Source organism: Gloeothece verrucosa PCC 7822 (assembly GCF_000147335.1).
GTDB lineage: Bacteria > Cyanobacteriota > Cyanobacteriia > Cyanobacteriales > Microcystaceae > Gloeothece > Gloeothece verrucosa.
Map to the genome: position 1 here is coordinate 546656 of NC_014501.1, position 24248 is coordinate 570903.

General features: G+C 38.3%; 14 protein-coding genes. 5 read left to right on the forward strand and 9 right to left on the reverse strand.

The genetic code is table 11. The features are described from left to right. The first annotated feature begins 2 nt into the window (after nucleotides 1-2). Nucleotides 3-2945, forward strand: a complete 2943-nt coding sequence (locus CYAN7822_RS36655) for a tetratricopeptide repeat protein (RefSeq protein ID WP_013320649.1) — start codon at nucleotides 3-5, stop codon at nucleotides 2943-2945. Nucleotides 2946-3242: 297 nt separating this feature from the next. Here the strand turns inward: CYAN7822_RS36655 and CYAN7822_RS02415 are convergent, their stop codons facing one another. From CYAN7822_RS02415 to CYAN7822_RS02430, 5 genes are read right to left on the reverse strand one after another with little or no spacing between them, the layout of a single operon-like run. Continuing rightward, entirely contained in the window at nucleotides 3243-4964 is a 1722-nt protein-coding gene (locus tag CYAN7822_RS02415) for a tetratricopeptide repeat protein (protein WP_041933103.1), read from the reverse strand. 39 nt (nucleotides 4965-5003) lie between these two features. Continuing rightward, nucleotides 5004-5225: a tetratricopeptide repeat protein gene (locus CYAN7822_RS40455; RefSeq protein WP_425365332.1), complete on the reverse strand. Its 222-nt coding sequence runs from the start codon at nucleotides 5223-5225 to the stop codon at nucleotides 5004-5006. Next, a complete protein-coding gene (locus CYAN7822_RS02420; protein ID WP_041933104.1) occupies nucleotides 5123-6022 on the reverse strand; it encodes a tetratricopeptide repeat protein in 900 nt (299 codons plus the stop codon). The genes CYAN7822_RS40455 and CYAN7822_RS02420 overlap by 103 nt, the downstream gene beginning before the upstream one ends. A 35-nt stretch (nucleotides 6023-6057) precedes the next feature. Next, nucleotides 6058-8139, reverse strand: a complete 2082-nt coding sequence (locus CYAN7822_RS02425) for a tetratricopeptide repeat protein (RefSeq protein WP_013320650.1) — start codon at nucleotides 8137-8139, stop codon at nucleotides 6058-6060. After that, complete coding sequence (locus tag CYAN7822_RS02430; protein WP_013320651.1) at nucleotides 8132-10684, reverse strand: phosphorylase family protein; 2553 nt, start codon at nucleotides 10682-10684, stop codon at nucleotides 8132-8134. The genes CYAN7822_RS02425 and CYAN7822_RS02430 overlap by 8 nt, the downstream gene beginning before the upstream one ends. 107 nt (nucleotides 10685-10791) lie before the next feature. Here CYAN7822_RS02430 and CYAN7822_RS02435 point away from each other — a divergent pair, with 107 nt between their 5' ends. The 4 genes from CYAN7822_RS02435 (at nucleotide 10792) to CYAN7822_RS34325 (ending at nucleotide 17670) form a co-directional block, all read left to right on the forward strand. Next, the gene (locus CYAN7822_RS02435; RefSeq protein WP_013320652.1) at nucleotides 10792-11346 is read left to right on the forward strand and encodes a hypothetical protein; all 555 of its coding nucleotides are present in this window, start codon (nucleotides 10792-10794) and stop codon (nucleotides 11344-11346) included. A gap of 777 nt (nucleotides 11347-12123) precedes the next feature. Next, nucleotides 12124-12498, forward strand: coding sequence for a hypothetical protein (locus CYAN7822_RS02440; protein WP_013320653.1), 375 nt, complete (start codon nucleotides 12124-12126; stop codon nucleotides 12496-12498). Between the two features lie 412 nt (nucleotides 12499-12910). Continuing rightward, the gene (locus CYAN7822_RS02445; RefSeq protein WP_013320654.1) at nucleotides 12911-13228 is read left to right on the forward strand and encodes a hypothetical protein; all 318 of its coding nucleotides are present in this window, start codon (nucleotides 12911-12913) and stop codon (nucleotides 13226-13228) included. Then, entirely contained in the window at nucleotides 13225-17670 is a 4446-nt protein-coding gene (locus CYAN7822_RS34325; RefSeq protein WP_013320655.1) for a plasmid replication protein, CyRepA1 family, read from the forward strand. Before CYAN7822_RS02445 ends, CYAN7822_RS34325 begins: the two co-directional genes overlap by 4 nt. Before the next feature lie 101 nt (nucleotides 17671-17771). On the opposite strand, the gene CYAN7822_RS37415 is transcribed toward CYAN7822_RS34325, so the two are convergent. The 4 genes from CYAN7822_RS37415 to CYAN7822_RS02470 all read right to left on the reverse strand — a co-directional run bounded on the left by CYAN7822_RS37415 (nucleotide 17772) and on the right by CYAN7822_RS02470 (nucleotide 24242). Beyond that, nucleotides 17772-18038, reverse strand: coding sequence for a hypothetical protein (locus tag CYAN7822_RS37415; protein WP_157871771.1), 267 nt, complete (start codon nucleotides 18036-18038; stop codon nucleotides 17772-17774). 624 nt (nucleotides 18039-18662) lie between these two features. Beyond that, the gene (locus CYAN7822_RS02460) at nucleotides 18663-20093 is read right to left on the reverse strand and encodes a hypothetical protein (protein WP_013320657.1); all 1431 of its coding nucleotides are present in this window, start codon (nucleotides 20091-20093) and stop codon (nucleotides 18663-18665) included. Between the two features lie 9 nt (nucleotides 20094-20102). After that, a complete protein-coding gene (locus CYAN7822_RS02465) occupies nucleotides 20103-20486 on the reverse strand; it encodes a hypothetical protein (protein WP_013320658.1) in 384 nt (127 codons plus the stop codon). A 93-nt stretch (nucleotides 20487-20579) separates the two neighbouring features. After that, nucleotides 20580-24242 carry a CHAT domain-containing tetratricopeptide repeat protein gene (locus tag CYAN7822_RS02470; protein WP_013320659.1) on the reverse strand — a complete coding sequence of 1221 codons (3663 nt, stop codon included), beginning with the start codon at nucleotides 24240-24242 and terminating at the stop codon, nucleotides 20580-20582. Nucleotides 24243-24248: the final 6 nt, after the last annotated feature.

The window sequence follows — 24248 nt, forward strand, 5'->3', positions numbered from 1 at the left end:
TTATGAAGTCTGAAAAGTCTGCTTTATTATCCGTTAAACCGATTATTAGTTATCCTCGTGAAGCACAGGCAGGAAAAACCTATTTAATGACCATTGATTTAGAAGTCGAGGAGGGTTTTGAGTGGCAATATGAGGAGGAAGAATACCCTATTTTTTGTCAAGTAGATAGTGATTTTTTTAAGGTTAAATCTGTTGATGAATCGGTTTTAGTGTTGCATCGCTTTGGGGGGAGTTATGGAGAAGTTAGATTTTTATTGACGGCAGGGCAGAAGGAAGCAAAGGGGAGAATTAGGGTTATTTTGATTAATAAGTGGGGTGTACCAGTTAAAGTTTTCTATTTAGAAGATGTACAAATAACAACCAAGGAAGAGATTCGTTCAGTGATAGAAATCGAATCCAGAAAGCCTATAAATTTAACTTCACAGGAGGAAGCTTATCAACCAGCAATCGCTAGTAAATTATCTGATGTTAATCAAAAATTTATCACTGAGCTAGTAAGTCGCAATTTTTTTGCCTATGATGAGGCTTGGGTTGGCCGAGAAAGTTTGGTTCAGGAGTTATGTAATCGTCTTCGAGAATCCTGTCGTCTGCTCCTTCTAGTGGGAATGACCGGAATTGGTAAAACTGCTCTAGGGGAAAAATTAGCACTTGATTTAGAAGACTGGTTTAAGGGAGATTGGAGTAAATATTATCAAGTAAATTTTGATAATGAGGAAAAGTCTTCTGATTTTGCTAGTGTAGCTGCTCAATGCTTGGAAAAGTGGGGAGAATTGATTACACCTGATGCTCGTAATGATACTCACAGATTACTTTATCGGTTACTGAAACACCTGCAAGAAAATCGTTATTTAATACAAATTGATTCTTTAGAAAACATTTTGCAGGGAAATGAAGAGGAAGGATGGAGTGATTTTAAAGATGAATGGTGGGTGAAATTTTTTACTGCTTTTCTCAACTCAGATTCCTGTTTTAGTTGTATTATTATTACTTCCCAGGATTTACCGAGACAAATTGTAGAGATAGGATCGCGCTTTACAAATTTTTGGTATTGCCAAGCTCTAAGTGGGTTGAAAGAACAGGAACGGTTAGCATTGTTTGAAAAAATTGGGGTAGATATTAGTCCAGAATCAGTAAGCAGACCTTATTTGGAAAGAATTGGCATTGCTTACGAAGGTAATCCTCTGGCGTTGCGAGTGATAGCTGGGGAAATTAAAAATCAACCTTTTAATGGTAATGTTATCGCTTACTGGAACAAATATGGTAGTGAGATAGAAGAAGTAGAAAAGTTGCTCGCAGAAGCACAAACAGGTAAAACAATTGGAGAAGATTCGTTTAAATTGGATCGCTTTACAAAAACTTTAAGACGAAATGTGCGATCGCGCTTCAATAAAACTTTTGCTCGGCTTAAAGAGGATGCAACGTATGCTTACATTTTACTCTGTGAAGCTTCTGTCTATCGGTGTCCCGTACCAGAGGAGTTTTGGCTGAGTCATTTAGAAGATTGGGATCGAGATGAGGATGAACAATTAGCAGCTTTAGATATATTAAGAGACCGATATTTAGTTGAGGAATTAGTTGATAATGATCGATGGTTGTTAAGGCAACATAATTTGATTAGAAGTATAGCACTGGAACATTTAAAACAATTAGATTCAGATGAGGAAAAAATTGAAATTGATTCAATAGAGCTAAACTCGCTTCCTACACAATCTGACGTAGAAAAGGCTATTTTATCTGAAATACGAGCTACCCTATTAAGCAACCCCAATATAACTCATCTTCAGAGAATTAATTATCGTGCAGTTGTTAACTGGTTAACGCATTATAAACCAATAGAAAATTCTTCTAGGATTGAGCAAGTTAAAGGATATTTAGAAGCTTTCTATCATCTATGTGAAGTTGAAGCATGGGAAGCAGCTTACAAAATTCTTTCTCTTCAAATAGATACCCCCACAGAAGAGGAGCTTTTGGAACAGCTTGGTACATGGGGCTACTACCAAGTACAAGTAGAAATTTGTACAATACTTTTACAACATCTAAGCCAATCTATAGATATAAAATTATACAACTGTTTGGGAAATGCCAATTATATTTTCGGTAAATATAGTGCTGCGATTGAAATTTTCCATCAAAGTTTAAATATAGCTCATAAAATTAATGATCGAAAAAATGAAAGCATAGCCTTGGTTTATTTAGGGCTTACTTACAATTCTTTAGGACAGTATCAACAGGCGATTGAGTTATACCATCAGGCTTTAGCCATTTCAAAAAACATTAGAGATATCAGGGGTGAAAGCCATATATTAGGCAATTTAGGGCTTACTTACCATTATTTAGGACAGTATCAACACGCTATTAGTTACCATCTACAATACTTGAGAATTGCAAGAGAAATTGGCGATCGTAGAGGTGAAGGCACAGCATTAGGTAATCTTGGGAATGCTTACTGTGGTTTACAGGATTATCAACTGGCAATTAATCTTTATCGGCAATACTTAATGATTGCAAAAGAAATTGATGATCGCAGAGGAGTAGGCATAGCATTGGGTAATCTTGGGAATGCTTATCTTGATTCAAGAGAGTATGAACAGGCGATTTACTACCTTGAGGAAGCTTTAGTTATTTTACGAGAAATTAATGATCGCCAAGGAGAAGGCTTTGTTTTGGGTCATTTGGGAAATACACAAATAAAGCTAGAACAATATGATGAAGCATTAGAAAATTTACAGACATCTTTGACCATTTTTCAAGAAATTGACTCCCGTGCAGGAGTATCTGAATCTCTTAAAAATTTAGCCGAACTCCATCATAAAATTAATCAACCCCAACAAGCACAAAAATATTACGAACAAGCGTTACAGATAGCTACAGACTTAGGGATTCCATTGGTTCAAGAAATACAAGACTCGATGAAGTCCCTTACACAAGAAAATGAATCAAGCTGAGTTAATCCATCCATAACCATTTTTGTCGAAAAAAATGCGATCGCGCTTCAAAAACAAATCCATCAGACTCCCCTCTACGCAACCACTGGCTTCTTAACAGGTGAAAGTCCACGAGGCGATATAATGGCATCCGCAGGCCGAATTACCTCTGCTAAAGCATCCAATTCATCACCGAGGTAGTCTGTATTTGCCAGCATTTCTGGATCTACCTGTTCATGCTTGAGAAGCGCATAGAGCGATATATTACCTACTAATTATTGTTTTTTTCGCTTTGTTATCTCTAGCTTGAATCGGTATTTACTGTTCACTAAGTAATAGTTCTTTAAATTCTTGACATTCTTGAGCTAAGGAAATCCCTAATTCTGTAGCAAGAAATAAAGCGCGATCGCAATATTCTAAAGCTAATTTTGGCTCATCCAACTTTCGATAAACTGCCGCTAAATTCTGGAGAACTTTAGCCTCAGTATAAGGAGTCTTAATTTCTTGACAAATTTCTAATGAAGATTGTAAATATTTTAAAGCTTGTGTATATTCATTAAGTCGTATAAAAGTTGCTCCTAAATTACATAAAGCATTTCCCTCTCCCCAGCGATCGCCTATTTCTTGAGCTATAGTCAATCTTTGTTGATAAAACTTACCTGCTTCCTCATAATTTTCTTGAGAAAAATAGACATTTCCCAAACTCAAGAGCGCAAATCCTTCTCCTCCTCTATGGCCTATTTCTTGAGCAATTTCTAAGCGTTGCTGATAATAATCAACAGCTTTATCATAATCTTCTAAAGAGAAGTAGGCATTTCCCAAACTTCCTAGAGCAACACCCTCTCCGTGACGATCTTCAATCTCTTGAAAGATAGCTAATTGTTGCTGATGGTACTCAATTGACTGTTCATAATCTCCCAAGGTATCATACACAATCCCTAAACTTCCCAAACAAGCTGCTTCACCGCTAAGATCGCCAACCCCTCTTGAAATTACCAAACCATTTTGATGATACTCAATAGCTTTGGTATATTGGCCTAAACTTATATAAATATTTCCAAGATTTCCTAGACTGCTGCTCTCTTCTAGACGGTTGCCAATTTCCCGCGCGATCGCTAAACTTTGCTCATGACAATTAATCGCTTCAGCATATTGTCCCAAATTTTGGTAGCTGATTCCCAAATTTCCTAATGCTTGTTCCTCCCCTAAGCGATCGCCTATTTCTTTAGCAATGGCTAAACATTGCTGATGATACTCTAAGGCTTGAGTATAATTTCCTAAGCTATTATAAAGTACACCTAAGTTTCCTAAAGACTGTGCCTCTCCTGTGCGATCACCTATTTCTCTGGTAATTGCTAAACGTAAGTTTTGAAATTTAATTGCTTTTTGGTAATCTCCTAAAGCTTTATAAGCAAGTCCTAAATTACCTAAAGCCGCACCCGCTTCTCGACGTTGCTTAAGTTCCCACACAATGATCAAACTTTCTTGAGAATATTCTATTGATTTTAGGTAGTTTCCTAAGTAATAATAATTCAACCCTAAATTTCCAAGAGCTATCCCTTCTCCTAAGCGATCACCTATAGATTTAGCAATGTTTAAATGTTGCTGTTGGCATTCAATTGCCTGATGATAATCGCTTAAAGAGTTGTATAAGTTTCCTAAACCATTTAACAGGATAGTATCAAAATTAGTATCTATTTTACCCAGAGTTTTCTTGTATAATTCAATTTGTTGTTGATAGTATCCCCAAATGTTGAGTTGATTATGTAATTCATCATTAGTTGGTGTATTAAGTCGAGTAGAAAATATTTTCATAGCTTTTTCCCAGTCTTCTACTTCGCTGAGATGGTAGAAAGCTTCTAAGTAGCCTTTAATTTGGTCTAGATTCGACCCATCTTGAGAAGGTTTATACTTAGTTAGCCAGTTGATAACGGCTCGATAATAAGTCCGTTTCCAATGAGGTTTAATGGTTTTTATTATTTTTGAATTAATCTGTATATTTTGTAAAAGTAGTTCGCCTGATAGAGCAATTTTACTCATGGTGATAGTTTGGCATCTCCTGCTCGTTTTAATAACTTTTTAGTTTCCTGTTGCTACTAGCTCACCTTCCAATTCACCTGATCTTTTAGCAATTTTCAGCCGTTTTTGATACAGTTCGAGAGCTTTATCATAATTTTCCAATCTAAAGTAAACTCCTCCTAAGTTGTTAAGCGCTTTCCCTTGTCCTTGTAGATTATCGATCTTACTGAAAACTTCAAAACCTTGCTGAAGCAGTTCAATTGCTCGGTCAAAATTATTAATACTTTTGTATAAAATCCTAAATTTACTAAAGAGCCTACTTCTCTTTGAAAATCATTAAACTTCTGCATTATTTCTAAAGTTTTGTGCCAGCATTTTATAGCTTTTATATAGTTACCTTTGTCATGATAAACATTACCTAGCTCGCCTAATACCGTAGCTTCTCCATGTAAATCTTCTAATTTTTTATTGATTTCTAAACTTTTCTCGAAAAGTTGGATAGCTGATATGTAATCTCCGATAGAGTAGTAAACAACCCCAAGATTTTTTAAATATATTGCTTCTCCTTCTTGATTCCCACTTTTCTGTTCTTGAGCTAATCTTTGATTATGGTAATGAATAGCTTGATCGTAATTACCAACTGTAAAGTAAGCATTTGCAAGAGCGTTCAGAAAAGTTTTATTTTGGCTATAAATAATCTCACCAATAAGTTTTGTATATAGCTCAATCTGTTGGTAATAATAACCCCAAGTACCTAATTGATTGTGCAATTCTTCCCTAGTAGGAGTATTTAAAAGTAACTTTTCTGCTTCCTCCCAATCTTCAACCTGACACAGATTATAAAACGCCTCTAATAAACCTTTCACCTTCTTTAAATTAGAATCTTCTGGATTAGCCTTATATTTCGTAAGCCAATTAATCACTGCTCGATAGTATGATCGTTTTATACCTTGATTTATCGCTTTAACCAAGGCTGAATTTATACCAAGCTGTGCTAAAATTTTCTCACCAGAAGGAGTAATACTCGTTTCTTCTGAAGCTTTTTTTGTTTTTACATCTAGTTCAACTTGCTTACTCATCTTATTCTTACAAATTCAATTAATGTTTTAATAAATCAATCATAAAAAGGCTTTTTAATTCCATTTAATACAGTTGACTGAGATAATACATGATGCACCAAAGAAGCCGCAGCATTAGCAGCTAAAACCTGATATTTTTTATCTTTATTTCCATCTGCCCAATCGCAGATAGACTTAACTAAAATCCATGCCGTTCCCTCACTTATTGCCGCTGAACATAATCCAGCACCTTCCATTTCTCCTCCTATTGCTTGAGGATACTGATTAAATAATTTGGCTTTAAAAACTGGCTCATCTACTAATTTTTCCCCTGATAATATAGAACCAACTCTGATTTCAAATGGTAAATTATCGTGATTTTTAAAATTCCAATCATGAACAGTTTCAAAGCGATCTAATAATGTGCGATTACTTGGAGGAATAGGACTTCGAGGAATGCTATTTTTTCCAACACGCTGTTTTTCATAAAAAATGATTTCCGAAGCAATTAATACATCTCCTATTTTCTGTTTATTTGAGTCTTGACCAAAGGCTATTCCAGCCATAATAATAGCTCTAGGCTTCCACATTCTCAATGCTTCTCTAGTTACATCTTTAGAAGCATTTTCCTCAGTAGATCCCATTCTACACTTCGTAACAACAGTTTTATAAGATCCAAATTTTCCTAAATAATAAGTTCCAAATTTATCAAATACTTTGAAAACATAACTGTTATTTCTTCGAGGGTAAGGTTTGAGTAAATCTAGTACGGCTTTCAATTCTACTCCAGTTGCTGTGATGATAACGACATCAATTTCATTTTTTAATGACTCACATTGATTTTTATCAATTTCTTTAGTTTTTATAAGTTGTATTTTATTTTGATCAATATTAATTGAATACTTAGTTATTAATTCATCACATTCATCTCTTAATGAAAGCTTTAAATCAATAGCTATTTCTAAAGCTTGTTGACAATATTTTTTTGCTGTTTTGATATCTCCTAAACAATCGTAAGTTTTTGCTAATTCTTTCAGAATACCAGCTATCTGAAGAGGATTGCCTGCTTCATTAAAAATAGATAAAGATTCGTTAAGACTATTAGTGATTTTTTCTAAATTCTCAGGAGAATTTTTGTTTAATTCTCTTTGAACTATTGCTAGATTTGCTATAGCTTCTGCTTCTTCTAATGGCAAACTAATTTCACGAGCATTTTTTTTAATTTTCTCATAATAATGAGTTGCTAGTTCATATTTTTCTAGCTCATAATAAGTTCTTCCTAAACCAGATATTGCTTTTAGCTCTAGATGTTTATTTTCAATTTTTTTAGCAATTTCTAAACTATTTTCATAGCTATCAAGTGCTTTTGAATAGTTTTTAAGATAAAGATAAGCCTGACCTAAACCAAGCAAAGCATCAATTTTACCTAAATTGTCGCTTATATCTTTTGTTATGTTTAACTGTTGCTGATGGTACTCAATCGCAATTCCGTAATGCCCTAAATAGGTCTGGATATTACCTAAACCACCTAGTGCCATCATTTTTCCTTGTTTATTAGCAATTTGGAAAGCTATCTCTAAAATTTTTAAATAATATTTAGTAGCCTCATCATATTTACCTAGAAACTTAAAAGAATTTGCAGATCCAATCAGCGCAGAAATCTGCCTTTCTTGATCAAGAAAATTTTGAGCAATTTCTAATTGCTTTTGATGGTATTCAATTGATTCTTTTATATTGCCACCTGCAAACGCAGCGTTGCCTAACCCTTCTAAGCAAATAGCATCCCAATGTCGAGCAATTTTTTTAAAAATTATTTGATAAATTTCAATTTGTTCCTGATAGTATCCCCAAGTTTTGAGTTGCTTGTGTAACTCTTCATTAGTAGGAGTATTGAGGCGAATTGAAAGGAGTTTACTAGCTTTATCCCATTCTTCTATATTACAGAGATGATAAAAAGCTTCTAAGTAGCCTCTTATTTGTTCTAAATTAGAAGCGTCTGACTTAGCTTTATATTTAGTTAGCCAGTTGATGACAGATCTATAATTAGCGCGTTTAATACTATCAAGAGATTTTATAGTAATTCGATCAATACCAAGCTCTTTCAAAATTAACTCGCTAGGAGGTATCAAGTTATTCATCCTCATCCTCCAATTGTTTTAAATGTTCCAAAGACACACTTCTAATCAAATTATGCTGTCTTAATAAACATTGATTTTCTTCAACTAATTCCTCCAATAAATATCGATCTCTTAAAACATCTAACGCTGCTTTTTGTTCTTCTGCATCCCGATCCCAATCTTCTAAATGGGACAGCCAAAAATTCTCTGGTACAGGACATCGATAAACGGAAGCTTCACAGAGTAAAATATAAGCATACCTGACATCCTCCTTTAGTCGAGCAAAAGTTTTATTAAGACGCGATCGCACATTTCGTCTTAAAGTTTTTGTAAAGCGATCTAACTTAAATGGATCTTCTCCAGTTGTTTTACCCGCTTGTGCTTCAGCAATCGCTTTTTCTACTTCCTCTATTTCACTACCATACTGATTCCAATAAGCGATAATATTACCATTAAAGGGCTTATTTTTAATCTCCCCTGCAATCACCCTCAATGCCAAAGGATGACCTTCATAAGCACTACCTATTCGCTCTAAATAGGGTTTTCCTGCTGAATTAACATCAACTTCTAGACCTATTTTCTTAAACAAAGCTAATCTTTCTAATTCTTCCAATCCGCTTAATGCTTGACCATACCAGAAATTTGGAGAGCGACTTCCTATCTCTTCAACTTGTCTTGGTAAATCTTGTGAGGTGATGATGATACAACTTAAACAGGAATCTGACTTGAGAAAAGCATTGAAAAATTTCACCCACCATTCATCTTTAAAATCACTCCAACCTTCTTCTTCATTCCCTTGCAAAATATTTTCTAGAGAATCAATTTGTACTAAATAACGATTCTCTTGCAGGTGTTTCAACAACCGATAGAGTAATCGCTGGGTATCTCTGCGATCATCTGGTGTAATTAATTCTTCCCACTTTTCCAACCAGCGAGCGGCTACACTAGCAAAATCAGAAAACTGCTCCTCATTATCAAAATTTTCCTGATAATATTTACCCCAATCTCCCCCAAACCAATCAGATAATTCAACAGCCAAGCGTTCCCCTAAAGCGGTTTTACCAATACCTGTCATTCCAACTAAAACCAGCAGACGACAGGACTCTCGAATCCGATAATTTAAGTCTTGGATTAATTGCTCTCGACCAACCCAAGCATCATCATAGGCGAAAAAGTTAGGGGACACTGATGGCAATGGAGTCTGATTGTCAGAATTTTTAGAAACTTGCTCATCTTGAAAAAGCTGTTTGCGTTTTCGATCTCCTAATGTTTTTAATATACCTAGATTGGGTTTTGTCGTTAGGGGTTGTTTGGTAAGACGACGATAGAGCATCTCATACCCTTCATCAGAATCGAGTTTGTAACGACTGAAACCCCGAATTACGATCGGGATATAATCTTCATCTTCTGAAGAAAAAAGAACCGGAATAAACTTTGTACTTTTTACCTGAGCATCATACAATTCTTGAGAAATAACCGCTCCTTCCCAAGTAACTCCTCGTCCTTTTTTCGGCTCTTCTAACCCTCGAAATCGTCGATTATATGCCTCAGTACACACAACCAGAACAAAATCAGCCCATTCTAACTGATTTAACATCCAACGCGCCCATCCTTCTAGGGGAGATTCTTCGTATTGATCGATGTTGCAATCAATACCATCACTCCGCAGGCGATCTGCTAAACTAAGAACTCGATCTTTATGTTCCTCTGAATCATGACTGTAACTAATAAAAACTTTGGGAGGAGTTGTACTTAAATTCATCATTGTCGATTCAGAAGAAATTGTTAAAGTTCGAGATTGAGAAATGGGGGATTTGATTGATTCCCCAGTGAATTTTGCCAGTATTTCAAAAGCAAATGCACTCGCATGACGGGCAGCTATTTCCTGCGAACCAGACGCATCCGCCTCACCTTTCTTTTCGATTAAGTCAGAAATTCCCCGAATAATCAATGCTGATACCTGCTGATTCGCATGAGCCGCTTGCAGTATCCCTCGCCCTTCCATTTCTACTGCTAAAGCATCCCCATAGTTCGATTGAAGAAACTTAAACACAGCAGATTTTTTAGACGCGACAACCTTTTCTCCTGCGGCAATAGGTGCAACGAAAACACGAGGAGATGAATTAGGGACAGATGATTGAAGTCGTTGTAACCAGTCTTCCTTTCTCGCTTCCGCTTTCGCTCGTTGGATGAGATTGTAAGTAGAAATTCCTACATCAGGTCTAGGTTCAAAAACTAGCTTGGCTTTACCCGACTCATATCCATAGACTTTCGTCGCGGCTACCACATCTCCAAGGGTGACATCCTTAATTCCCCCTGCTACCCCGACAAATAGAATTACACTAGGATTAAAATAAGCGATCGCTCTTTCGGCTTCTAAGGCTGCACCTGCATTTCCCGCCCCAACCTCCACAATTCCAACTTGCCACTCTTTCCCGTTATCAATAAATTTTCCCCGTTCGTAAATTGTTCCTTGAGGGTGCATCTCTTCTCGCAGTTCACTCAGATAGGCACGAACTGCCATATATTCCACTTGAATAGCCGTGAGTATAACTGCACTAGGCATGGGATAAACCTTTAATTTATTTAGAGCTTCTTCTATTTTGCCTATTTTCGCTATTAATGTCAAAATTAGAGCATACTTTTAAACAATTTGGTTTCGAGGAGGAACTTATGAATGAGCAACAACAATATCTGCTTCAAGTGTATTTTCAAGAATATGAGAAGTTAAAAGATGAGCAAGCCCAGCGTATCGGCTTCCGCGACAATATAATCTTTGTGACCATAGGAGCATTTGGCGGTATTCTATCTTTTGCACTCTCAAATAAGATAAGCTATTATGCTTTGCTGGTTATTCCTTGGGTTTGTCTAATTCTTGGTTGGATTTATTTGGTTAATGATGAAAAAATCTCTGCTATTGGTAGATATATTCGCATAACTCTCGCTAAAAAAATTACAGATTTGATAGGTAATGAAGGTAACGAATCTATTTTGGGTTGGGAAGTCGCTCACAGAAATGATAAGCTACGGAAGAGTCGTAAAATCGAGCAGTTAATTATCGATGAGATTACTTTTGTCTTCTCTGGTTTTATAGCTTTATTAGCTTTCTTGTTTTCAATCTCAAAGCCCACCTTGGCAATTCAGGTACTTGTCGCAATAGAGTTTATGCTTCTTCTTTTCTTAGCTATAAAAATTTTTATATACACTGATATTGCAGAAGGAAAATAACTTCTTTTTACTTTCAAATTATAAAATATTTTAGCGGGTTGAGCCACTTTACTCTCTGATTCTGTCAATCTTGAGGATAAAGTCTCTTAGCCGTAACTGAACTGTTTGGCTCAAGAACCTGTGGCTCTACAAGTTTAAGTATGCTAACTAAACGGTATAAACTTTATAGGGTAACAATCTGAGTTGGTTACTGTCACTTTATAACTAAAACTCAGAGCTTATATGGCTTATAGGTATGAACTAGCATACTTCAACGTGGAGAACCGAACCTGTTACCCTTACATTACTTACAATACCTACATTAGAAAAATACAACAGTTAACGATTCTCTATAATCCAACGTCGAACCTATAAAAATTTATTTTCATGAAATTTCGATTTTTTGTATAATCAAGAAAAATTCCTAAAATCGTGTAAATTGTATTTTGAAGTTTCGCTTAATGAGTAACTATAACTATTACTTTTTATCTGTCTTTAGATAGATGTTATAAAAATAGTGTAATCAAAAAATCTAAGGTTTTTCCTTAACAATCTATTTTTTAGTAATATTAAATTACACAGAAGTTTGATGATTATTTATACTCCATCAACCCTTTTTTCCGGAAATATTCGATTAAATGAAAGATGAATAAAGTTGCAAGACTTTAATTCTTGCAGTACAATCGCCCTATAAACCCAGAGAAGAGAGGAATACTTAACGCCGGGTTCGGTGCTTCCGACACCTACTACCGACGATTTCCCCCCACATCTGACTACCCAGACATGGAGATTAAGACCATGCTAACAACAAACGGTTTTGTCCCTAAACCGCAAAGCTCTGATGCTAATCAAGCTATTTATCTCTGTACCAAGTATCCCCTCGAAATAAAGCCGCCTTCATTAAGTCCGCGTGAATTCTGTCGGAAAATGTTCGGTCTAGACGGCTTGTCGGAAGTGGATATCTTGACAGCCGAGATGCAACCTAATTATCGCAAGCAGTGTATCGCACTGTTTGTACGAGTATTGGGAGTCAAGCGTCAGACCATTTTCAACTGGGGTAAGGGTATAGATTTTGACGATATGCCCCCTATCCATCAGCGATTCTTAGGAATTTGCTACGAGCGTTATGAACTGATGGCCCAAGTTAAGAGATTGCGTCGTTTCAGTGCCTAGCGGCTGTTCTAATTGGGGTTATTGGCAACTGATTCCTAGCTCATTGGAGCAACGCCAAACCCCAATTATTAGCCAGAAAATCTAGGAACTGCTTGCAATCCTACGAATACGAACTTTTGCCAGAATCAGGGGCGGTATGTCTTCTAGGACTTACGCACTCAGCATCGGAAACCTTGATTTGGGGTTGAAGCGATCGCTTATGTAGCTCCCTCAAACCCTTATTATGAAAGTGAAGAGTGCGTAACTCCTATCTTCATAGATTTTCCCCAGGCACTTATCGCCATCGCTACATCATAGCTATTTTCAGACGTACAACCGTGCGGAACGAGTTCCGCACCCCAGTCAATTTTGGCATTGGCTTCCGTAGGCAATCAGGACAGTTTCTTCGGAGAAAAATAAGGAGAAACGAATAATGATTAGCCCAGTTCAAAGCGCAATTCAAATCGAACTCTTCCCCATTGAAGATACAATCTATACTCTTATTATTGAATCTATCCCCCTCAATGAGCGAGTCCTACCAGAATGGGAATACCGTCTCATCCATCACGAAACCGGACTGCAAGTTCCAGGGCAGTTTACGAAAGCACAAGCCGAACAGATACAAAAAGTTACTCAGCAATGGGATTGGAGTGTTGACAAGAAGAATAAACCCGCCTGTGCCGCTCAATTACTCCAGTTCTTGGAACAACTTTGTGCCCCTTCTTGTAAAAAGCAGGAGGGACAGATATGAGTTGGAAACGATTTTATAAGAGAGAATGTCCCGTCTGTGGTGGTACTCGAAAGGACTGTCGCCAAAATACAGTAACAGAACTCGTTCATTGTCGAGAACTCGATGCGGCTCCAAGCGACTATGTTTTTCGGGGTTTTGACGGTCTAGGGTTCGGAATGTGGACAAACAAAGCCTCAGCCGAAGCATGGACAGAAGAAAAACGGCGAGAATGGCAAGAAATGAGAAGGCGAGAACAAGAGCGAAAACAATTACGCTTGAGTCGTCTGCTCACTGATGCCGAACGAGATATTGCTATCCGCTCAATTCTTAGCCAATTAGAACTAAGTGACGAGCATCGCCACCAACTGCAACAGCGTGGCATGAGCGATGAGCAAATTGAAGCAGGACTGTACCGCTCGGTTAAGCAATGGCAGCAACTAGAAACCGAAGTGGATGACAATTTGGCGGGAGTGTTGCGTGGCGGCAAAAAGCTTTATGTTCCCGTCTCAGGTATTTTGTGCCCTATAGCCAACGAGCAAGGTCAGTTAGTGGGCTGGCAAATTCGTCTAGATTACCTCGACCAATTTCCCAAATATTTATGGGCATCATCGGAAAAGAAGCGGCGAAACGAGGGGCCATCTGTCCACTTGAAAAATGGCGAGTTACCCTTAGCGTTCTTTGCGCCTTCCACTGAACCCCATGAAGTCATCAGTAAATGGTTTAAAAAGCAAAAAGAAGACAAAACCATCATTCCCGTAGCCCTAACTGAAGGAGTAGCATTTAAACCGTCCATTACTTGTGAGCGGCTTGGAATGTACACTATTGGGGCTTCTGGGGGTAACTTCGCCTCTAGCCCCGAAACTCTTAAAAGCTACCTAGAAAGCATAAAAGAGCAAATAGAAGCACAAAGAGCCGAAAATGACGATAACGACGATAATACCAGCCCCAACAATATTGTTTTGCAACCCATTCTATTTGCCGATGCAGGTTGTCTTGTAAACGAGAACATCATCAAAATTTACAGCAACACCATCGGCTATCTCGAAACACTCGGTTTTGAAACCCGTATTGCTTGGTGGGGTCAACGGGATAAGGATAACGGTGACATAGATGAGATTGATGAGGCGGCTTTAGCTTCTATTAAATTGCTGTCAACGAATGAATTCTTCTCTCTGGTTAAAAAAACGCAGCGCGACATCAAAGTCAAAGCCGTTCAGCGTCAATTACAAAGCCTCACCTACGAACCGAACATCCGTCTAAACAGCCGCTACTTACCTGACTTAGCCGCTCTAATTCCCAACGAGGGTATTGTAGCCCTGAAGTCCCCCAAAGGTACTGGTAAAAGTGTTCAGATTCAAAAGATTATCGAATCCTGCCAAAGTGGGGGAATGAAGGTGATTTCTCTCACTCCCAGACGGGCTTTAGGACGAGAGCAGAGTCTTAAGTGGGGCATTACCTGGGGTGGCGATCAAATCTCTGGTCTAGACCGTGTAACCTTGTTGGAGAACATGGAAAGCCTGGGAATTTGTTGGGATAGCGTCTGGAAGCTCCTAGAACGGGATTGGAGGCATAGCCTAGTCATCATCGACGAGTCAGAACTGGCATTAATTCACCTGCTGCTGAGTTCGACTTGTAAGGACAAACGACCTCTCATCCTGCGAGTTTTGGAGAATAAAATACGAGAATCTCTAGCCAACGGCGGAATGCTTCTGATTGCCGATGCGGACATGAGTGGCCTGTCCATCAACTATTTTAAGGCGCTTGTTCCGGACGCTCCGGTTTTCGTCGTCACCAACGAGTATGTAGGCAAGGAAACCCAATGGTCAATAGAATTTCATACGGGCAAGAAAGATACTGCGATCGCGCAATTAATTGCCGATTTAGCCAGACCGGTAATTGATAATGGAGTCGAAAGGCAGCGAAGAATCGCTATCCCCACCGATTCTCAAGACCAAGCCGAAGCTTTAGAGCGTTTTATTCGAGAATGCTACCCCCACCTAATTGTCGTCCGCATTGACAGTAGCACCACAGAAACCGACGAGGGAAGGAGTTTTGTCGAGCGTCCCAACGATAAACTTCTAGAAATTAAGCCAGATGTCCTCATTTACACTTCCTCGATGGGGGCAGGAGTCTCCATCGATCTGTCTTGGTTTGACCTCATGTATGCTTTCTTTACTGGTGTTCTCGAACCGAGTCAATGTCGCCAAATGCTCAGTCGGGTAAGAGAGAATATCCCTCGGATTATCTGGTGTCGTAGTCGTGGGAAAGTCGAAGGCCATAACTCTTTTTTCCCCGAAGAAATTAAGGAGCATCTGTTTACCTTCCATAGGGAAACGAGCATCCTCATTGATGTGGCTAAAGCGATCGCGCCCGATAATCCTACTGATTGGCAAATTCGCCAAGCTTACGATGCTATTTGGAATCGGGAAACACAAACTTGGGATAATCCTCACGTTAATCTGTACTGTAGCCTCATAGCCAGGAAGAATTATGGATTAGCTAACCTAGCTTGCGAGTTACACCGCCAGTTAATAGAAGAAGGTCACATTATTATCAATAATAAAGGGCGCGATAACACTGACGAGGGGTCTAGGGTTGCCGACATAAAAAAACAGCTACCAAAGGAGGAAGCGGAGGCAATCTCTGAAGCAGACGATATTCCGCTTGATGTCGCGCTTTTAATGTCCCAAAAAAACAATCCTACTCAAGAGGAAAGCCGCCAGATAGCTAAAGCTCTCCTGAAGGCGGAACTTCCTGGGATAGAATTGACCAAAGAATTCATATACAAGGCAACTACGAAAGACCGCCGCAAGTGGCTTAATGCTCAAAAACTGTTCTGGTACTCCCAAAACCCTGATAAAACTAAAATTCTCGACCTGCGGGAGTGGTTAGATCATCTGTGGCAATTTGTTAATGGGGCGGTTTATTTGCCCGATATACGGACTTATTCTTTCCAAATTAAAGTTCTGCAAGATATCGGGCTTTTTGAGAGCATCGATTTACAAAATCCCGATAAGGAGTATAGCGGTGACGATGAAGGCATTCAGAAAGTGCTACGACTAGCGAGAAAGTTTTCTCGAAGTATAAATACTGCTTTTAATTTCAAGGTAACAAACCAAACCAAGCCCATCCAATTTATTAACCGACTGCTCAATCGTGTTGGGCTGCATCTGAAATTTGAGCGTCAGGTGAAGGGGAGACAACGTTTTTACCGACTTGCTCTCGATAAGCTAAATGATCCCGATCGCATTGCGGTTCTAGATTCTTTAAGCCAGAAATGGGAGCAACTTGGCTCTGAATCTGACTCTTGGGCATCAGAGCCAGTAAATATAAATAATACTGTCGAGTGTTGTGATCCTCAAACTCTTTTCTTGGTCAACAACATTCATGAAAGCGTCGAAGCTACGGGGGCAATTTCTAGGGAAAAAACTCTGACTCCAAAAGCGGTTCAACTTAGCTCTGAGTCTAATTCCTGGGGGTCACAACACTCGCTGACAATTAATAATAACAACGGCAACTGTTGTGATCTTGTACCCCTCTCGTTGGATAACAATAGTGCTAAAAACGTCGAAGCTACGGGGGTAATTGCCGAACAAAAAACTTCTTCTCAAAAACCGGTTCAACTTAGCTCTGGGTCTGAATCCTGGGGGTCACAACACTCGCTGATCAATAATAATAATAACGGCGACTGTTGTGACGCTCAACCTCTCTCATTGGACAACAACGTTGGTGAAAGAGTCGAAGCTACGAGGGAAGTTGCCTCTGAAAAAACTTTGACTCCAAAACCCGTTCAAGTTCTCTCTGAGTCTGATTCCTGGGGGTCACAACACTCGCTGACAATTAATTATAACAACGGCGACTGTTGTGATGCTCAACCTTTCTCGTTGGACAACAATAGTAGTGAAACAGTACAAGGAACAAAGGAAATTTCAGGCGAAAAAACTCTGACTTTAAAAGCGGTTCAACTTAGCTCTGAGTCTGATTCCTGGGGGTCACAACACTCGCCAATAAATAATAATAATAACGGCAACTGTTGTGATGCTCAATCGGTGGACCAGGACGAAGCACAACAAAACGCTATAGAAATAAATAATAACGGCGGCTGTTGTGATGCTCAATCTCCGGCTTTTGATGAAGTACAACAAAACGCTTTAGAAATAAATGATAACGGCGAGTGTCCTGGCTCTCAAACCGAATCAGCGACCTCTACTGACGATTTCAGGGGCCGACATATTCCCTCTCAATACCGGGAAAGTGTGCTAGAACTATCCGCGTGGTTGACTCAGGCCGAGTCGGTTATGGAAAGTCCAGAAACGTTCCAAGCTATTCTAGACGTGGCAATCGAGTATCTCCAATTGGTGCCAGAAGCTCGAAATTGGCTGTGGGAATCGCTGCAATCTAGGGTTACAACAGTCATTTGGCAGATTTTTCCAGATTATTATCAATTTTTTAGGTGGGGGTGAGATGCCAACAGAAATTTGGCTACAAGATCAACCATTGAGTCAACTAAGTGTGAGCGCGTCCATCAAGGTAGATGCTGCTGCCACCGATGGAACTTCGACGGTTAAAATCTTTGCACGGCTTGACTTTCACCCTGCTGCCACACTAGGGACGACCATTTCTGTGCCCAAGGGCAATCAGCACTCAATTGATGAAGTCGTTTTGATGACGTTGAAGCTATCGCGGTGGGTTGGTTTGCCCTCCATGCGATCGCTCTGTGGATACTCCAATGTAAATTCACGCCAACACCCTTAAACTCAATAGTTATATAGTTATTAAAGATAATCAGTTCATGGAGATCCCCTTCATGGGGTAAAATATTTCCTGCCACCAATGGGGATCAAATCACATATAATTCTTAGCTGGTATAGATTTGGGGGGGATCACAATACTTGCCTATAATAAATAATATATTCGCTAATATGTACACCCTAAAAGTGACGCATTAAACTTTTGTGTGACTTGAAAAGATCATTTTTAAGTACGATCTTAATGGGATTAGGCGATCCCCAAAGATAAGAATCACAAGGATATGTGTACTCTACACACCCCTAGTGACCAAGAGGAAAAGTGCATTTGTAGCGCAACGATCAAGATAAGTTAGCTTTAAGAATGCCTTAGACGAAGTACAATAGAAATCTAGAGGAAATTTGTATAACAATAATTGACTACGATCACTCGAATATAGGAAGCTTAATGTAAAGATTATAGTATTGTCAATAAGACTTTATTGCAAATGAATACGAATCGGTTTTTAGGGAGTCAACCCCTTTGGTATATTTGGCGCAGTTGGAGGAAAAAGGGTTAACAAAGGAGAGAATTGCTGAAATTTTGCGTTTTCACTTAATTGAGTCCAAGTGGTTAAGAGAGGTTGATTTTGAGGGTTTTTTTAAGGAACGAACGCAAGAGTTATTGGAGATGATTAAATCGGCGATGGGGAAAGCATGACAGTTGGTTATGCCTTAAATTTTTTAAATTTGCGAATTATTATAGCTATTAATTCTATGAGTAAATAAGCCAAAATAGCACAAATCAGGCTTAAAATAACTGATGTAGAAAAGGGATGTAGGGGACGGAATGAGGGAGGTAATAAAGGATTTTCTGGGGTAATTAAGGGGTAGCTAGTAGCAACAATTCCCGCTACTGCTAAACCTGAACCTATCGCTAATATGGTAATTTGAAGACGGATATCTTTTTCTTTTTCTCTTGCTTCTTTGAGGCGATCGCTTTTTGCTTGATCTATTTCTATCAGTCCTCTAATGGTTTCTATTCCTTGATTTAATATGATAGTTCCTTGATGAAAATAGTTTAAGTCTGCTTTTATTTGTGTTTGTAATGTTGTCCATTCTTCCCCACATAATGAGGCAAAAAAGTCAAGATTATTGTTGGTTAATTTTTGTAAATAGTTGAGTTTAGTTTGATAGTTAGAACTATGAATAGCAATGGTATTTTGATAGTATTCTAAGTTACGTAGTTTTCGAGAATAGTCTAAGGAGAGGTTTAAGAGTTGTTTGAGTTTTTGATTAAAGTCTTCGAGTTCATTTGAGGATAAAATCTGGTTTTCTTGGGGTTGAGAGTTAAAACTAGAAATAAGTCTGTCAATTTCTGACACTTTTTTATCTAGTTCGTGATAGTCTAGGCGACTATCAGCATAAGCGGTAATTATTTTGTGATGGTATAATAATAAACTCGGTAATTCCCAGTAAATTTTATTGAAGTTTTCACTGCTAGATTCTTCAGCAAAGAAAAGTATTAAAGCGTGAAATTGATCGAGTTTGGGATTGCCATATTCTATAATTTCACTGTTGAATAATTCCCCTTTTCTGTAAAATTTTGCTTGGATTTCTTCTAAAGATAAATTTAATAAATGATGTAAACATTGATTGGCTATTTTTTCTTTATTTTCTGTTATATTTGGGTCTAAAAAGGCTGTTATTAAAAAGGTTTGACCTAATTTAGTATTAATTTGTAAACAATGATCAGGGTTAAATTCTTTTAATTGTTCAAGTTTAATATTGTCTTTCTGCGCGGTTTGGGGAATATAAAAGTTTAAGCTTAAGACATAACTATCGGCAATTTGTTGAGGATAAACTAAGAGTTTTCGATAGGGTTTATTCGTTTTTGGGTTTAGGTTTTGAGATGAAAATAAAAGACCTCTTTTACTTTCTGTGAATAGGCTAAACCTTGAGGCTTTGGGGGTGTCTTTCCGTAAGTCTAGGGTTTTTTCGGTAAAATCTGGAAAAGGTTGAATGATAGTTTGATAAGTATTATTTACCCATTCACGGGGGAAATAAAGCGGTTGAAAGTTTTCATCTATTCCTGTTTGGATTTGAAAAATAAAACTGTGAATATTGGCCGCATAAATATTAATATCTATATCATTCATCACTTTTTGTTATTTGGTGGTTGGGGGAGGTTGTTTGATGGTGCTTTGAATAGTTTGGCGGACTAAAGATTTATTGCCTATCATCTGTCCTTCTTGCCTAAGATTGTAGATTTCTTTTAATTGTTCCTCATTTTCTACAATATCAGCACGAACTCTAATATTTTGACAAGTTTCTGATAAAGTAGTTTGGATGTCTGGATGTTGCTCACACCAGTCTAAAATGGTATCAGCAATCTCAAAATCTTCTTCTGTTTCTAGTTGCGCTAAATTTTTGTCTAGGTTTGCTAAGTCTTGCCAAGCATCAGCAGAAAAAATACTGTTTCTGTCTTTGATGAGTTTGACAAAAACTAAGAGGGTTTTCGTTGATTCATCTATTGTTGATTCTTTCATCATGGTTATCCTTACATCTCTTTAATGAAATTATTATATATATAGATTGATGCGTTGGGAACACATCCTACAAGTATTTACAATACTAAAATTATTCTAGCTTATATTGCCTAAACTACAAAAGGCTGCCCAATATATGGGATGGTTAAAGGGTGGGTTAGGATAATCTCTTCTTAAACAAGTTGCGATATCTTTTATCAGTTTTTCATTACTAATGTTTAAGGTTTTTACCCAGTTAATAATGTCTTGTCTGGTAGCGGTTTGCATCCACTGTTGAGTTTTTTGTAATGCTTGACAAACGCTTAAGGAGTGGCTTTCATCTAGCAGCAGTTGATAAAAATGAATCATTAACAGCGCTGTTGGGAAATCTCCTACACTCCATAAACTGTTGATCACATGAAGACTTCCAGCATATAAAAATCCACTTCCTAACCCGATATATTCATCTATTTCTTTGCTAAAGCCGGTTATCCCTGTTTCGCAAGCAGATAAGGCGACTAAATAACATTGAGATAGGTTAATTTTCTCAAAAATATCCCGCAGGGTTAACCCTTCTTTGGTGTTTCCTCTGTTACCATCTCGTAAGGTAAGGATTGAGGTTTCTTCCTCTCTATTGATAGCGGTTTGTTCTGTTTCTATGCTTCCAGCTAAAAGTAAAGCTGACTCTAAGGGAGATTTAAAGTTATATCCTCCATGACAAGCAAAATGAACAAAAGAACTTTCTCTTAAATTCTTTATGGTGTCGGGATGAATAAATTTGTTTTTAGTGGCTTCTTTTCCTTTGAGAATAAAAATATTAGGATTAAATTTTTGTTGAATGGTTTCTACTTCTACATCACTATAGGTTAAATCTTCCGTTGGGTTTTGCAGTCCGAAAAAATATCTTAAACGACTAGGGGATTCTCTGTTAAAGGATTTTTGATGTAATCTGTGTAAAAGTTGGCAACTGGGAATATATTGAATACCGTCAGTAAATCTTTGTTGTAGGGGTGAAATGGCATGAATGGGAATTAAATGTAAGTATTGATGGGGAATTAAGATTAAATGGTTACAGTCATGAGGCGTTTTTGCTAAGACTTGAGGCAGTAATAAGGTATCCTCTAATTTACCTAGTTTTTCGGGTAAGTTACTTTCCCATCCTTTTTGACGATAGTCCGTTAAGTAATCTTTAGCCCAGTTTCTTAAAATGTCTAACTCATCACGGTTACTAACTACTACATCAATACTGTTATGAGTAATGATAAAAGTATAAAAGCGATCGCTGCTTATATACCATTCCCAAATCACGGTATTTTCATCTAGGATAGATTGAATAGTTTTTAATTTAATCGGTTCAACCCGTTGGGTTAGGGTAAAATCGGGATCAAAAATCTGGATTTGATTGAGGAGTTCTTGTAAACGAAGACGATCGCGGCTTAAGTGTTCCTTGTCTTCTTTTGTTTCCTTAAACTCTAACCCTGATATATCTAACTGACGACGTAACTTCATATATTCATCATACAGGGGTCTTTGAGAGTCGGTTGTATTCTCAGGAATCGGAACGTTAATAGAGTCCAATAATTCTACTAAATAACGAGATTTATTACTTTCTACGGTGGTAAAGGCTAAATCGAACAGGTTATCTTTTAAACAAACTTCGATCATCTTGTGATAAACATCGATGGCATCTGCTTGTATTTCTCCTTTACTGTGGTGAGTTTTAGCCCATTGTCGACTTTGTTCTACCGCAGCAATAGCCCGACTATAGCCAATTCTTGCCGTTTCCCAGTCTTTTTTAAGGGTAGCCGCATTCCCTAAATTACGTCCTGTTTGTAAACAGTCTATCGGAAAAGTGATCGGGGTTCTTACTTCTAAAGAGTGGTTATAGGCGGCTATAGCCAATTCTAGATTCTCTGCCCTTTCCCCTCGGATGCGATAATTATAAGCTAATCCCAGATTATTTTGTGTCGTTGCCCACTCATAAGGAAAGGCATCACGGGTATATACTTCTAATGACTGGTTAAATGCCGCTATAGCTAACTCTAGATTATCTGCCCTTTCCCCTCGGATGCGATCACTATAAGCTATCCCCAAATTAATTTGTGTCGTTGCCCACTCATAAGGAAAGGCGGCACGGGTATATACTTCTAATGACTGGTTAAATGCCGCTATAGCCAATTCTAGATTCTCTGCGCTTTCCCCTCGGATGCGATCTAGATAAGCTATCCCCAGATTATTTTGTGTCCTTGCCCAATCTTCAGGAAAGGCTTCACGGGTATAAACTTCTAATGACTGGTTATAGGCGGCTATAGCCAATTTTAGATTCTCTGCCCTTTCCCCTCGGATGTGATTTTTATAAGCATTCCCCAGATTAGTTTGTGTCCTTGCCCAATCTTCAGGAAAGGCATCACGGGTATAAACTTCTAATGACTGGTTTAATGCTGCTATAGCCAATTCTAGATTCTCTGCCCTTTCCCCTCGGATGCGATATAGATAAGCTATCCCCAGATTATTTTGTGTCCTTGCCCATTCAACAGGAAAGGCTTCACGGGTTAAAACTTCTAATGACTGGTTTAATGCTGCTATAGCCAATTCTAGATTCTCTGCCCTTTCCCCTCGGATGCGATAATTATAAGCTAACCCCAGATTAGTTTGTGTACCTGCCCACTCATAAGGAAAGGCATCACGGGTTAAAACTTCTAATGACAGGTTTAATGCTGCTATAGCCAATTCTAGATTCTCTGCCCTTTCCCCTCGGATGCGATAATTATAAGCTAACCCCAGATTATTTTGTGTCCTTGCCCAATCTTCAGGAAAGGCATCACGGGTATAAACTTCTAATGACTGGTTATAGGCGGCTATAGCCAATTCTAGATTCTCTGCCCTTTCCCCTCGGATGCGATAATTATAAGCTGCCCCCAGATTATTTTGTGTCGTTGCCCAATCTTCAGGAAAGGCATCACGGGTATAAACTTCTAATGACTGGTTTAATGCTGCTATAGCCAATTCTAGATTCTCTGCCCTTTCCCCTCGGATGCGATAATTATAAGCTGCCCCCAGATTATTTTGTGTCCTTGCCCAATCTTCAGGAAAGGCATCACGGGTATAAACTTCTAATGACAGGTTTAATGCTGCTATAGCCAATTCTAGATTCTCTGCCCTTTCCCCTCGGATGCGATCGCTATAAGCAGCGCCCAGATTATTTTGTGTCGTTGCCCAATCAACAGGAAAGGCTTCACGGGTATATAGTTCTAACAGAGTGAGATAACCTGTAATGGCAATTTCTAGATTATTAGCCCGACTTCCTCTAGGAAACTGTTGAAATTTATTACATAAATTTTGAATCACCCCTGCAAAAGCCGCCGCCTCTTCTGTATTACTTCCAGAAAACACATTTCTCGCCCATTGTTGCAACACTTGGGCAAAAGTATCATTTAACAGATGTTGGTGACGTTCTAAAATCGGATAAACTACCGCTACATTACTCTTACTTTCATATTCTGCTTGTAATACCTCTTGGAGAAACTTCTGATATTCCTCAATATTGACCTCTTGACGGTTGAGATATTCCCCCAAAGAAAGCGCCCAATTCCGCAACCAGTCCGCATTATTCTTATTACCTTGTTCCTCCAACCATGCCGCATAGCTTTCCATCACCTGCAACAACCCCTCATCAAGCAATTCCTCATTAGCTTGCAGGATCTTAGGTTCATCACCTTGGGGGCAGTTGAGCAACTGTTCAATTAAATTAACATAAGCTTGTAATCTAGCTTCATCCATATTTCT